This window comes from Dolichospermum flos-aquae CCAP 1403/13F (genome assembly GCF_012516395.1).
In the GTDB taxonomy this organism is placed as follows: domain Bacteria; phylum Cyanobacteriota; class Cyanobacteriia; order Cyanobacteriales; family Nostocaceae; genus Dolichospermum; species Dolichospermum lemmermannii.
On record NZ_CP051206.1, the window covers coordinates 4,707,796 to 4,720,024 of the forward strand.

The window sequence follows — 12,229 nt, forward strand, 5'->3', positions numbered from 1 at the left end:
TAACTTCTTTCTATTGTGGCGTTTCTAAAGGACGACTATCAGGAAGATGAGTCACCGATTCAGTGGCAATTACTGTATTTATCTCACCTCCAGGTATTGGTAAAGTTAAATCTGGTCCTTTACGAATAATGCGGCTACCAAAAAACATCGCACAAACAAACAAAACACTGTAGAGAATAGTAATAACTGTCAAAGAAAATAATACTTCACCCGGTGGTAAATGAGAAGCTGCATCAGTAGTGCGAATTTGCCCGTATACCGTCCAAGGTTGTCTTCCCACACAGCGCACAATCCAGCCTGCTTCAATCGCAATATAGCCCAAAGGTGCAGCTAAAATCCAAGCCCGTAATAACCATTTTTGTTGAGTTAAGTTATTTGGACTCAGTTTACCTCTGAGCCATTGTAGGATACTCCACAGCATTAATCCTACTAAGAAAAAGCCGATTCCTGCCATGATTCGGAAGGAATAAAAAATCAAGGGAATCATTGGTGGACGGTCTTCTGGTTTCCATTCTTTCAGTCCTAATACTGGTTCAGAAAGTTTGGGTTTGAGATCTAAAATGTAACTTAAACCATTAGGAATAGAAATTTCCCAATCATTTTTTTCCGCTTTTCTATTAGGTATTGCTAATATATTCCACTTGGCAGATTCACCAGCGGGTACTGTTTCCCATTGGGCTTCAATTGCGGCTAATTTAGTTGGTTGATAGTGATAAACTTGATCACCACTAGCGTGACCAATGTAGACTTGTAAGGGAGCAACAAAAATAGATATTGCTAAAACTATTTTCAATGATTTGCTGAAAAATTCTGAATGGCGATTATTGAGAATATACCAAGCACTAATGCCACCAATGACAAATAAAGAAGTCTCCAATGTTGCCAAGAACATATGGAGAACACTATTTACCATGAAGGGATTTAAAATTGCTTGGAAATAGTCATCAACAATAAATTTACCATTCACCATTTGTCCACCACTAGGAGTTTGAAACCATGAATTAGCAACCAAAATCCAGAATGTGGAAAGATTCGCCCCAAAAGCCACGAGAATAGTCGCTAAATAGTGAATTACGGGAGGAACTCGCTCCCAACCAAACATCATAATTCCTAAAAAAGAAGCCTCTAGCATAAATGCCATTGAGCCTTCAAATCCGAGAATACTACCTAAGAAATCTCCCACTGCTTCTGATAATGGGTCCCAGTTAGTCCCAAACTGAAAACCCATTGGTAAACCTGATGCAACTCCGATTCCAAAGTTTAGTAAATACAGTTTTGACCAGAAACGAGCATGATGATAATAAGTGGGATCTTTGGTTTTTAACCATAGTCCTTCTACGACAATTAAGTAAATAGACATACCTGTCGTGAGAACAGGCCAAATCATGTGAAAAATTGCTGTAAATGCAAATTGCAAGCGTGATAAAGCTAAGGTATTAGATAAAATTTCCATACTCTTTAAGGGAGTTACGCAAAAGGGCTAAATACCTATTCAGGATACACATTAATATTTGTTTACATTATATTACTTCCAAAAGTTTTAAGCTTTGAAATGTTTGACAATCGGTCGTTTAAGGTTTGACAATCGGTCGTTTTATACTTGTTCTATGCAAAGGTATTAACTGCAAAGATACCCATATCAAAACCAACCTAGAATATAACCGTACAGAATAAATCTTTTGAGATAATTTTGATATTTTTGTAAAAATATGAGATTATTTAGTCTAGCTTTACAGATCAAACATTTACATCTTCCCGCAGTATTATTACTAAATATGGCAGATGAAGCCCCAAAATTTGGGGTAAAAATTGAGCCTAATAGAATAGCCAAGCATTTGGGAATACCAGTGCTGCCCATTAGTGCTAAGTATGGTGATGGTTATGATCAAGCAGTAAAAGCGATCGCACAAACTCTCCAGCAACAGCAAGAACCAATCACAGCACGTTCTTTAGCACAGTGTTCTGCGTGCGATAGCAAAATTGCCTCAGAAATGAGCAGCTTATTGGAGGATGCAGTTTATACTCCAGCACAAGTTGAGGAAAACCTAAGAACACGCTTAGATAGAGTTCTCTTACATCCAGTCTTTGGCTTACCGTTGTTTTTTGCCGCCATGTTTTTGATGTTCCAGATAGTATATGCCCTGGGAACACCTGTGCAAAAGTTTATGGGAGATACCCTGGACTGGTTTAAGGGAGTAGCACTAGAGCCGTTATTAGGGGGTTTACCACCGTTTTTGAAAGGTTTCCTCATTGATGGTCTTTATGGTGGGATGGGAACAATTGCCGCTTTTATTAGCACCAATTGGAATTAATGCTCAATTGGCTGTAGCTCTCATTTTCGGCTTTATTGCTAAAGAAATTGTTTTAGGTGGTTTAGCGGTAATTTACGGTAAGGCTGAGGGTGCAGATTTAATGGGGACTATTGCCCATCAAATAGATTGGGTACAGGCTTATAGTTTTATGTTATTTACTCTCCTTTATGTTCCTTGTTTGTCAACTGTTGCCGTCCTCAAAAGTGAATCTAAAAGTTGGAAATTTGCAGTTATATCGGTGGCTTGGTCTGTTGGTTTAGCTTGGGTAACAAGTTTTATTTTCTATCAAAGTGCGAGGGTTTTAGGATTTTAATTTTTCACAGCAATTTTTATCTGCTTAGACCATTCCACGAATGGCTCAGATTTCCGGGAGTTAACCCAGTGTAAACTAGCTTCAAACTATACTGGCTTAGTGATGATTGGTGGTGGTGTGCCGAAAAACTTTGCTCAGGATACGGTGGTAGCTGCGGAAATGCTGGGTTTTGATACAATTATGCACAAGTATACAATTCAAGTTACCGTTGCTGATGAACGAGATGGGGCTTTATCTGGTTCTACTCTCAAAGAGGCGCATTCTTGGGGCAAGGTGGATAAAGCTACTGAACAAATGGTATTTGCAGAAGCAACTGTGGCTTTACCATTGATTGCGGGCTATGCATATCATAAGGGTAATTGGCGCGATCGCCAACCACATCATTTAAGTAGGTTGGCGTTAAAAATTGTCGTTGGGGCAAGGGAACAGGGAACTCTTAACTGGGAACAGGAAGAGAGTTTTGGGCGATTTTACTTTTCTTCACATACCTTTAAATTTTTCAGTTCACCTACTTAGCTGATTTATTTACCAAATCTCAATCTAAGGTACTTGCAGTATAGGTTTCCTCAACGGCTTTGCTGACAAATTTTTTCCTTTCAGCCCTAACTGAACTTGATTATACGGTATACCCAACAGACTTTGTACGGTATCCCGTATTTTTTATTTATGTCAAGCCCTTGCAAAAAATGTTTACAAAATGTTATATTCATTTACATAAGAAAACAAAAAAGAAAAAAACATGACAGCTAAAGGCTTTACCACCAACGAACTCGGTCAACTCAACAGCTTTGCGATTGAACCCAAAGTATATGTAGACGAAACCCCAAGAGTAGGTTTTACAGAATACGCAGAAAAGCTCAACGGACGTTTAGCAATGATTGGTTTTGTCTCACTCATAGCTGTGGAAGTAATCACAGGAAATGGCTTTATTGGATGGTTGACAAACCTGTAAATCAGTTTTTGAATCAACAAATAAAACATTAATTAAATTAGGAAAATATTAAATAATCTCACATGGAGTCTTAGTTTTTTAAACTAAGGCTTCTTTTGATTTAAATATGTAGCGATTTCTCCAAACCCACAAAATCGAAAATCAAGTTTGACAGTTTGTCTTTTGACTTAGTGATTTATTTAACTGAAAATTGAATACAGTAGAGATACGGCTACTTTCAGACTAACTTTATATATTCATACAAATAACCATGAAACGGCAATTATTATTAACATCTACCACAACAGCAGTAATTATTTTGGCTGGAAATTTTGGTGATGTTACCAAAACTGTAGCTCAAACGAGTAACACCCAAGAAGTAAAAATTAATTTCTCGTAACTCCATGAGTCTTGCGAATATTGCCTATAACCCTGTATTAACTTGGGCTAATCCTTTAATGACAAAGTTGGAAAATCAAGCTTTAGTGCCAATATTTGGGGAACATCCAGTGGAAATGGGGATGGTAGGAAGGGAGAAACAAATATTAGCAATGTTGCGAGATGACGCGAAATATCGGCAGATGTTTACAGATGCTTTTAAGAATGATAAATATCCTATTAACCTGAGTAATTTAACTAAGGCTTTAGCAGCTTTTCAACGCAGCTTGATTTCTGTCAATTCTCCCTATGATAAATATCGCTTTGGTGGTGATACCAATGCCATTTCTCCAGCAGCGAAACGGGGTGAAAAATTATTTAACAGCGAAGATTTAGAATGTTTTCACCTCTTCCTGTTCCCTGTTCCCTGTTCCCTTGCCCCAACGACAATTTTTAACGCCAACCTACTTAGCATTTCCTAGTCTAATGAAGTACAAAATTATCCGCGTTTATCTTGCTATAACGACAATTTTCAATGCCAACCTACTTAGGCATCAGTATAAAAAGTATGCTGCTCTTGGTGACTAGTTGAATTGATGCCAAACTGCTATTGCAATTTTTACTATTTATGCGATAATGATTATTATTCTCACATAAATGCAGTGCGACTTCTTTCTATCTTTATTGTTGCAGTCTTTTTCTGGCGTGTAATTGAGTAAATTACCGTCCTGGTTAATGAAAAACACTGCTACTTTGACTTGCTCAAATTTTTAGTTATACAGGTGTTTAGGTAAAAAATGTCTACTAATTTAGTTGCGAAACTGGGAATTCAAATTGTTGCATCTAGTGTAACTATGACCTTGGGCATATTGTGTGAGAATTACAAAGTTATAGCAGCAGAAATTCCCCAACACGAAGAACCAGTCACAGAGAAAATTACTCAAAATACACCAGCAGATACTGAAGAAAAAGAAGCTGATATTGAAATAAATGTCATTGAAAAATTATTAAATGAACCTGTTTTTTCACCCTTTCGTCAGGAAGGAACAGTCAAAGATTCTACTCGGCCAATTTATGTAATTACGGGTGAAGAAATGGCAGCGCAAGGTGCGAGAACCATCAGAGAAGCACTTAAATTTCTGCCTGGTATATTAGGTGATGGTACAGTAGGAACAGAAGTTAATGCTTTAAGTGGTCAATTAATTCGTGGTTCTAATACTAGTCAAGTATTAATATTACTTGATGGTAGACCAATTAATAATGCCGGAAGTGGTGGTTTCGATCTTTCGGAATTTACAACTAACAATATTCAAAGAATTGAAGTATTACCAGGAGGAGGTTCAACTCTTTACGGTTCTGATGCAATTGGGGGAGTAATTAATATTATCACCCGTCGTCCTACAGAGAAAATTACCACAGAGGCAAAAGTCAATATTGGTGCTTATGGACTCAATCAACAGAGTATTCAAAATAGCGGTAAAAAAGGTGATATTTCTTGGGTTGTAGGTTATAACCGTACCCAAGCAGAAAATAATTATCCTTTTTCTATTCCTGAAGCTAATTTTTCAGGAACAAGGAGGAATAATGATGCACTTTATAACAATTTCAATGTCAAATTAGAAGCAGATTTAGGAAAACGAAATACTCTCAGTTTCTCGACTTTATACTTAAATAAAGAACAAGGAACACCGGGAGGAGTGCCAATTCCTTTTCCTGTCAATGGACAAGGGTTTTTTAATTCGCTTACAGATAGAAATCGCAAATATACAGATCAAGTTTTGACTGATTTAACCTGGAATTCAAAATTAGGAGGTGGGAATAATTCTTTATTAACAGCTAGAGTTTATGGTGATTTTTTGAATACTCGTTTTGATCCTAGTGGTTCAAGTCGCTTTGAAACCAACCAAACTTCCTACGGAATTCAAACCACACACAGTTGGAATTTTGCTAAAAATCAAAGTTTAGTTTATGGCTTTGATTATCGCACTGTCAATGTTCGGAATACTTCTTTTAGCTATTCTACTAATAGAGAAACATTGAACTATGATAATGATATTAATCAAGGAGCATTATTTGCCAAATATGAAGTAGCATTAATCCCTAGTTTGACCGTTAATTTAGGTTTGCGTCAAGACTTTAGCACCTTGGTAAATGGTTCAGTCACATCTCCTTCTGTGGGGACAAAATTTGCTGTTTCTGACTCAACAACTTTAAGAGCAAATTACATCAAAAATTTCCGAGTTCCTACTATTGCTAATTTATTTAATGTCAATCCTAGCAATATTGGCAACCCAGAACTTAAACCAGAAAGAGGTGATAGTTTTGATATTGGCATTGACCAAAAACTTGGTGATATTGGTTTACTAAGATTAACCTTTTTCAAAAATAGCGTATCTGATACAATTGCCTTTAAGAGACTGACACCACCAGTAAATGGTAATACAGGAACTTGGGAAAATATCGGACTGGTGGAAACTACGGGAATTGAGGCGACTTTGAATTTGCAACTTGCCAAAAATATTTATACTTTTGTTAATTACACGGCAAATGATCCGCGTATTTTGAAAAGTTCTAATGCGGCGGAAATTGACAAAGAACTGCGCTTTGCTGGTGCAGATAAATTAAATTTGGGAGTTTCTTATGAAAATCCTCAAGGTTTGTATTTGGGTTTATTAATGAATTCCTTAAATGGATATCCTACTAATAATACAAATACAGAATTTTTATCTGGTTATACGACTTTTGATTTTAAACTGCGTGTACCTTTAAGTGATAAACTGGTAGTTACAGGTAGTTTGGAAAATCTCTTTAATCAGCGTTATCAGTTGTTTCCTGGTTTTCCTGACGGAGGTAGAGGTTTTCAAATTGGTTTGAGTGCTACGTTTTAATATAAGGAGAGTTTTTTATGGCTGATTTTAATTGTTGGGTAACACCAGTAAATGAAAAAACAATTGAAGCTACGGGAAATGATTGGCAAATTGAGTATGAGTTTTTTGATTGTCAAGGTGATGTTCTGGCTTGTTTAGCTTATACTTTATTTCATGAAAATTGGCATCAAGTTGGTTTGGGACATTTGGAACAAGGTAGTGTTTTAGAGTTGGAGTTTCATGAAGCACCTAAAAAATGTGTTCTCTATGATGGATATTTAACTGTTATTACTAGAGATTGGCATTTTCATTTATGTATTGAGGAAACTCTAGGTGGTCCCAATGCTGAAACTTCTATCGAAGTAAGACAGCAACGTTTGATTAATAAGGGTGCATTTTATAGAAGAATAAATCCCGAAGGAGAAGTCAGAAGTTGGGGTATTCAATTTTGGAATGGTGCTGGTGAAAAGGCTATGACGATATTTTTACCTAATCCCTATGTAGAGGATGAAAATTTGCTTCCTGAAGGTAAGGCTGATTTTAGAAAGTTGGATTTTTATCAGGAACTTAGAGATGTTTATGTATTAGGTAAAAAGCCCATTCCTTTTACTAAAAATCCTCTCAAATGTGCCTATATTGCAGTTTGCACTTCTGGACGTTGTTATCCTTCTCGAAAATGGCAACCTACTTTTGAGGCTTTAAAGGCTGCTGTTGAGAAGGCGGAATTAGATTTGGAAGTGAGAACAAGTGGTTGTTTACAGGTTTGTAAGTTAGGGCCTGTTGTTTATCATTCTACTGATAGAACTTGGTACAGTCGTGTTAAGCCGGAAGTTGCAGAAAGAATTGTACAGGAACATTTGGTTGAGGGGAATAAGGTTGTTGAATATATATATCCTTAGTTGGTGTTTTTCTGGGGTAATTTTCTCACGCAGAGGCGCAGAGGCACAAAGAGAAATATGGAAGATGGTTTTTAGGAAGTCTCAGGTTATTATTTTTCTATGTCAGTTGTTTTTAGTTGCTGTTTTGGTTGTTTCTTGTCAAGGTTCTCAGAATAGTCCGGTTGTTAGTTCAGTTAGTAATGGCTGTGTTCAAAAGTATGATTCTAATGTTGATTATTTTCCCAATAAGGTGAAGGTTACTCATGCTATCGGTTTTGCAGTTGAATATTATAAAAACTACAAAGTCGTGACGATTAAAAATCCCTGGAAAGATGCTAAAACAGGTTTTAAATATGTTTTGGTTCAATGCGGTACACCAATACCACCAGGGTTCGAGAAATCCCAAATATTTACTACACCTGTAAGTTCTGTGATTTCTCTTTCTACAACTCATTTACCACATTTTTCTAAGTTAAATGTTGTTGATAAGTTAATCGGTGTTAGCGATATTAAACAAGTAACTACACCAGATTTTATTGACAGAATCCAGGCTGGTAAGGTGGTATCTGTTGGCAATAATTCTACTGTGAATGTGGAGAAAGTTTTAGAACTTAATCCTGAGTTAGTTACCACTTTTGGTACTGGAAATCAACAAACTGATAGTTTTCCTAAGTTGTTGGAAGCTGGGTTAAAGGTGGCGATAAATGCTGAATATATGGAAGATACACCATTGGGAAGAAGTGAATGGTTAAAGTTTACTGCTTTATTTTTTAATAAGGAGGAAGAGGCGGAAAAAATCTTTGCTGCAATTGCTAAGAAATACGAAGATATTGCTACTAAAGCTAAAGCTGTTAAAAATCGTCCGACTGTGTTTGTAGGCTTCAATTTTAAAGGGACTTGGTATACACCAGGTGGTAATAGTTATGTGGCTAAATATCTAGCCGACGCAGGTGCAAATTATCTTTGGAGTGAGGATAAATCTTCTGGTAGTTTACCTATATCTTTTGAAGCTGTTTTTGAACGGGCTGCTAATGCTGATTATTGGTTGAATCTTAGACAATCTTGGAACAGTTTAAAAGATGTTGTGACTGAAGATAATCGTTATGGTGATTTTCATGCTTTCAAAAAAGGAAATCTCTATAATAATAATGCTCGCCTTAGTCCCAATGGTGGTAATGACTACTGGCAAAGTGGTATTAGTAACCCTGATGTGGTTTTATCTGATTTAATTAAAATATTTCATCCAGAAATATTACCTAATCATAACCTATTTTACTATCAAAAAGTGAATAAATGATGTTAATCAAAAAGCATGAGGTTATTAATAAATTTTTACTCTGGAAATTTATTAATAAGAAATATTTGATTTTCTCGATTTTACTACTATGTTTAATTTTGGCATTCTTACTGGATTTAGGTTTTGGGGCTGTGAATATTCCCATTCATGAGGTTATGAATATCTTGCTGGGACAAGAAGCAGAAAAGACAACATGGACAAATATTATTCTTAAATTTCGTTTACCTAAAGCTTTAACTGCAACGTTAGCTGGTGCAGCTTTAGGGGTAAGTGGCTTGCAAATGCAAACTCTATTTAAAAATCCTTTAGCGGGTCCTTTTGTATTAGGAATTAGTTCTGGTGCAAGTTTAGGAGTAGCGTTGGTTTTACTGACAGCAAGTTTGACTGTACCGACGTTATTAACTGATTTAGGAATGATTGGTGATTTTAGTTTAGTCATAGCGGCAAGTTTTGGTGCAGCTTCAGTATTAGGATTGATGTTAGTTGTTTCTCGTCGTGTACAAGATACAATGACTTTATTAATTTTAGGTTTATTATTTGGATATGCGACAAGTGCAATGGTAAGTATTTTGTTGCAATTTAGTTCACAAGAACGGATTCAAAGTTATATAATGTGGACTTTTGGAAGTTTCACTGCGGTAACTTGGCAACAATTAGCTATTTTAACTCCAGTTATTTGTGTAGGTTTATTAATTGCTGTGCTGCAATCAAAATCTTTAAATGCACTTTTATTAGGTGAATCTTATGCACACAGTTTAGGGTTGACAGTGCAGAAAACTAGATTTTCTGTGATTAGCAGTGCTTCTATATTAGCAGGAGCGATTACTGCTTTTTGTGGACCAATAGCATTTTTAGGTGTAGCAATTCCCCATCTTTGCCGCAGTCTTTTTAATACTTCAGATCATCGGATATTAATTCCTAGTGTTATTATTATGGGAGCAACTTTAGCCTTATTTGCTGATTTGGTTTCCCAAATTCTGATAAATCAAATGGTTTTACCTTTAAATGCTATTACTGCTTTGATAGGAACTCCTGTTGTTACTTGGGTAATTCTACAACGTAACTCTAGAAAATCTTTTCCGTCATGAGTAACTCAATTCTGAAAACTCATAATTTAACTATTGGTTATAAGACTTTCCAGAAAACTACTCGGAATGTTGCATCTAATATTTCTACATCTTTGCAAACAGGAGAATTAGTTTGTCTACTTGGTCCTAATGGTGCTGGTAAGTCTACTTTATTGCGAACTCTGGCAGGAATGCAACCACCAATTGCTGGGGAAGTCAAACTTTTAGAAAATGATATTTACAAGTTACCACCACAGGAATTAGCAAAACTTTTAAGTTTGGTATTGACTGAAAAAATTGATGTGGGAATGTTATCAGCTTACGCTTTGGTGAGTATGGGCAGATATCCTTATACTGACTGGTGGGGAAAGTTAACACCTGAAGATGAGGAGATTATTAATTGGGCGATGAAATCTGTGGGAGCGGTAAATTTAGCCCAACGGAATGTGAGCGAATTAAGTGATGGTGAACGACAGAAAATTATGATTGCTAGGGCTTTAGCGCAGTCGCCTATGGTGATGTTATTGGATGAACCAACAGCATTTTTAGATTTACCACGCCGGGTGGAAATTATGCAATTGTTACGTCAATTAGCAAGGGATACAAATCAAGCAATTTTGCTTTCTACCCATGATTTAGATTTAGCTTTGCGCCTTGCTGATAAAATTTGGCTGTTAGGAATTAATGGTATTCTTCACGTTGGCGCACCAGAAGATTTGATATTAAGTGGTGCATTTGCTGATACTTTCCGCAGTGAAGGTGTGGAATTTAATATTTTTTCTGGGGAATTTAATCTGCATATACCTGAAAAAGGAACAGTTAATTTAATAGGTGAAGGTGTTGCTGCTATTTGGACAATTCGCGCCTTAGAAAGAGTAGGATTTACAGTTTTACAAGGTGGTAAATCTGCACAAATTACAGTAGAAGTTATTTCTAGTCCTGAACAATTTGTTTGGCAAATTACCAAGAATAGGGATGTTTCTATATATTATTCTGTGTCTGAAGTAATTAAATTTTTGAACATCATTAGATAGTACTGACTTTTCCCGTTAAGTCTTGAAAAGCTTGGATTATTGAGCGGTTACATTAGATAAATCATGAATGGGAGATGTAAATCTCCCACCTCTTTAAGAAATTGTCTTTTGATTAAATCAGGTAACTGGTATTTGGCACAATGGGAAATATTGCATACTCATACCAAGCTGTCCAGATAAAACTCCGAATCCAGCGTTGACGTTTTTCTGCACTTAATTCATACGCAAATGCACCGGAAGATTCATCAATGGAAGATAAATGGGAGTTACAACCACAGCCATGTTGATAGGTAAAACCGTATTTGGAGGCTATACTTTGCACTTTCATTTGGATTGCAAATACCTTACCTGCGTGGAGGATAGCATCCCAAGAACGTTTATGTTCTATATCCCGTTGATCAAATCTTAAAGCTCTTTCTTCAAATACATGATCTCGATAAATTGGAGCTAAATGAACATGATAAAAACTTGCTGGTAGATCATAACCAAATTCCCGGAAAAGTTCTAGTCCAATATGTGCCACTTTGAGTTCATTACTGTATTCAGAACCCTTTGATTCAAAATTACGTACAACTTCTGCAAAGTTCGGATAATTATGAACCATAAAATCATGACCATAAAATTCTAGAGTTTCTCGTGCCATTTGCCCAAATAACTCGGAAAATGAGCGTTTTAAATGAAATAAATGGGGACGTTCATTAAACAAATCAACATCACCATATTGCAGTTTATATTGAAACAACTGCGCCATTTCCACATAGATTTGTGGGTCACTGAGTTTAACATTTGCTCTACCTTTAGCAATATCTTGCCACACAGAAGGTAGTTGAGAAAGGGTAACGGCATTTTCACCAACAATGACTGCAATATTAGGGACTTCTTGAAGCTGCATATCCAATTTCCACAGAGATTTTAATTAACTAATTTACTATAAATCATCTCCTTTTTATTTTATTAACAGAATTAAAAAATGTTTGACAGACTGTCTTTTGACATTTAACCTACAAGTAGGTTGGGTTGACGCAAGGAAACCCAACATTATCGGAGTTTTGTTGAGTTGTATTTCCAACATTTCGGAATTTTGTTGAGTTGTACTTTCAACATTTCGGAATTTTGTTGAGTTGTACTTTCAACATTGTCGGAATTTTGTTG

General features: G+C 36.2%; 13 protein-coding genes. 11 read left to right on the forward strand and 2 right to left on the reverse strand.

The window, feature by feature from the left end; all coding sequences use genetic code 11:
- Window positions 1-10: 10 nt before the first annotated feature.
- Window positions 11-1,453, reverse strand: coding sequence for a cytochrome ubiquinol oxidase subunit I (locus HGD76_RS22520; protein ID WP_168697092.1), 1,443 nt, complete (start codon window positions 1,451-1,453; stop codon window positions 11-13).
- Window positions 1,454-1,709: 256 nt separating this feature from the next.
- Between HGD76_RS22520 and HGD76_RS22525 the strand changes: the two genes are divergently transcribed.
- From HGD76_RS22525 to HGD76_RS22570, 11 genes are all read left to right on the forward strand, one after another.
- Complete coding sequence (locus tag HGD76_RS22525; RefSeq protein WP_210967673.1) at window positions 1,710-2,312, forward strand: FeoB small GTPase domain-containing protein; 603 nt, start codon at window positions 1,710-1,712, stop codon at window positions 2,310-2,312.
- Between the two features lie 7 nt (window positions 2,313-2,319).
- Window positions 2,320-2,625 carry a nucleoside recognition domain-containing protein gene (locus HGD76_RS25015; protein WP_210967674.1) on the forward strand — a complete coding sequence of 102 codons (306 nt, stop codon included), beginning with the start codon at window positions 2,320-2,322 and terminating at the stop codon, window positions 2,623-2,625.
- A gap of 18 nt (window positions 2,626-2,643) precedes the next feature.
- Entirely contained in the window at window positions 2,644-3,141 is a 498-nt protein-coding gene (locus HGD76_RS22530) for a deoxyhypusine synthase family protein (protein WP_267904382.1), read from the forward strand.
- A 223-nt stretch (window positions 3,142-3,364) separates the two neighbouring features.
- Window positions 3,365-3,577: a CAB/ELIP/HLIP family chlorophyll-binding protein gene (locus tag HGD76_RS22535; RefSeq protein WP_148764697.1), complete on the forward strand. Its 213-nt coding sequence runs from the start codon at window positions 3,365-3,367 to the stop codon at window positions 3,575-3,577.
- A 250-nt stretch (window positions 3,578-3,827) separates the two neighbouring features.
- Complete coding sequence (locus tag HGD76_RS26045; protein ID WP_256370315.1) at window positions 3,828-3,956, forward strand: hypothetical protein; 129 nt, start codon at window positions 3,828-3,830, stop codon at window positions 3,954-3,956.
- 4 nt (window positions 3,957-3,960) lie between these two features.
- Window positions 3,961-4,416 (forward strand): cytochrome-c peroxidase, encoded by a 456-nt coding sequence (locus HGD76_RS22545; RefSeq protein ID WP_233466957.1) that lies wholly within the window; start codon window positions 3,961-3,963, stop codon window positions 4,414-4,416.
- A 315-nt stretch (window positions 4,417-4,731) separates the two neighbouring features.
- The gene (locus HGD76_RS22550; protein ID WP_168697093.1) at window positions 4,732-6,822 is read left to right on the forward strand and encodes a TonB-dependent receptor plug domain-containing protein; all 2,091 of its coding nucleotides are present in this window, start codon (window positions 4,732-4,734) and stop codon (window positions 6,820-6,822) included.
- Between the two features lie 17 nt (window positions 6,823-6,839).
- Window positions 6,840-7,700, forward strand: coding sequence for a (2Fe-2S) ferredoxin domain-containing protein (locus HGD76_RS22555; protein WP_148764699.1), 861 nt, complete (start codon window positions 6,840-6,842; stop codon window positions 7,698-7,700).
- 64 nt (window positions 7,701-7,764) lie between these two features.
- A complete protein-coding gene (locus HGD76_RS22560) occupies window positions 7,765-8,976 on the forward strand; it encodes an ABC transporter substrate-binding protein (protein ID WP_168697094.1) in 1,212 nt (403 codons plus the stop codon).
- A complete protein-coding gene (locus tag HGD76_RS22565) occupies window positions 8,976-10,064 on the forward strand; it encodes an iron chelate uptake ABC transporter family permease subunit (RefSeq protein WP_168697538.1) in 1,089 nt (362 codons plus the stop codon). The genes HGD76_RS22560 and HGD76_RS22565 overlap by 1 nt, the downstream gene beginning before the upstream one ends.
- Window positions 10,061-11,077: an ABC transporter ATP-binding protein gene (locus tag HGD76_RS22570; protein ID WP_168697095.1), complete on the forward strand. Its 1,017-nt coding sequence runs from the start codon at window positions 10,061-10,063 to the stop codon at window positions 11,075-11,077. The genes HGD76_RS22565 and HGD76_RS22570 overlap by 4 nt, the downstream gene beginning before the upstream one ends.
- Before the next feature lie 112 nt (window positions 11,078-11,189).
- Here HGD76_RS22570 and HGD76_RS22575 read toward each other — a convergent pair whose 3' ends face one another.
- Window positions 11,190-11,969, reverse strand: a complete 780-nt coding sequence (locus HGD76_RS22575) for a hypothetical protein (RefSeq protein ID WP_148764705.1) — start codon at window positions 11,967-11,969, stop codon at window positions 11,190-11,192.
- Between the last annotated feature and the right edge of the window lie 260 nt (window positions 11,970-12,229).

Coding starts and splice junctions, on each gene's coding strand:
- HGD76_RS22520 (WP_168697092.1), bottom strand. CDS start 1,453: ATGGAAATTTTATCTAATACCTTAGCTTTATCACGCTTGCAATTTGCA.
- HGD76_RS22525 (WP_210967673.1), top strand. CDS start 1,710: ATGAGATTATTTAGTCTAGCTTTACAGATCAAACATTTACATCTTCCC.
- HGD76_RS22535 (WP_148764697.1), top strand. CDS start 3,365: ATGACAGCTAAAGGCTTTACCACCAACGAACTCGGTCAACTCAACAGC.
- HGD76_RS26045 (WP_256370315.1), top strand. CDS start 3,828: ATGAAACGGCAATTATTATTAACATCTACCACAACAGCAGTAATTATT.
- HGD76_RS22545 (WP_233466957.1), top strand. CDS start 3,961: ATGAGTCTTGCGAATATTGCCTATAACCCTGTATTAACTTGGGCTAAT.
- HGD76_RS22550 (WP_168697093.1), top strand. CDS start 4,732: ATGTCTACTAATTTAGTTGCGAAACTGGGAATTCAAATTGTTGCATCT.
- HGD76_RS22555 (WP_148764699.1), top strand. CDS start 6,840: ATGGCTGATTTTAATTGTTGGGTAACACCAGTAAATGAAAAAACAATT.
- HGD76_RS22560 (WP_168697094.1), top strand. CDS start 7,765: ATGGTTTTTAGGAAGTCTCAGGTTATTATTTTTCTATGTCAGTTGTTT.
- HGD76_RS22565 (WP_168697538.1), top strand. CDS start 8,976: ATGTTAATCAAAAAGCATGAGGTTATTAATAAATTTTTACTCTGGAAA.
- HGD76_RS22570 (WP_168697095.1), top strand. CDS start 10,061: ATGAGTAACTCAATTCTGAAAACTCATAATTTAACTATTGGTTATAAG.
- HGD76_RS22575 (WP_148764705.1), bottom strand. CDS start 11,969: ATGCAGCTTCAAGAAGTCCCTAATATTGCAGTCATTGTTGGTGAAAAT.